Origin of the sequence: Halomonas sp. ND22Bw, from assembly GCF_003011945.1 — a bacterium.
GTDB lineage: Bacteria > Pseudomonadota > Gammaproteobacteria > Pseudomonadales > Halomonadaceae > Halomonas > Halomonas halophila.
In genome coordinates this window covers 1-253 of the sequence record NZ_PXWD01001334.1, presented here as the reverse complement: position 1 = coordinate 253, position 253 = coordinate 1, and the positions used below count along the sequence as shown (strand labels likewise).

At 76.3% G+C, this 253-nt stretch carries 1 protein-coding gene; it reads left to right on the top strand.

All coding sequences use genetic code 11. The annotated features are described in order from the left end of the window. Positions 1–253 (top strand): molybdopterin cofactor-binding domain-containing protein (locus tag CVH10_RS22520; RefSeq protein WP_146143300.1); only part of this gene is annotated, 253 nt, incomplete at both ends.

Here is a 253-nt window from a genome sequence, read left to right as displayed (position 1 = left end):
GGCGCTGGCCTCCCGCGCCGTCGATGCCGGCTCGACCCGGGGCTACGGGACGCTCCAGACCATGTCGGCGACCGAGATGCTGGTGGACGAGGCGGCCGAGCGCCTCGGGATGGACGCCATCGCGCTGCGCCAGGCCAACGTCTTCCGCACGGGCCAGCGCAACAGCCAGGGCGCCGTCCCGGCCGGAGCACTCCGCAACGACGAGATCCTGGCGCGGGCGGCCGCGCACCCGCTCTGGCGCGAGCGGCAGGCC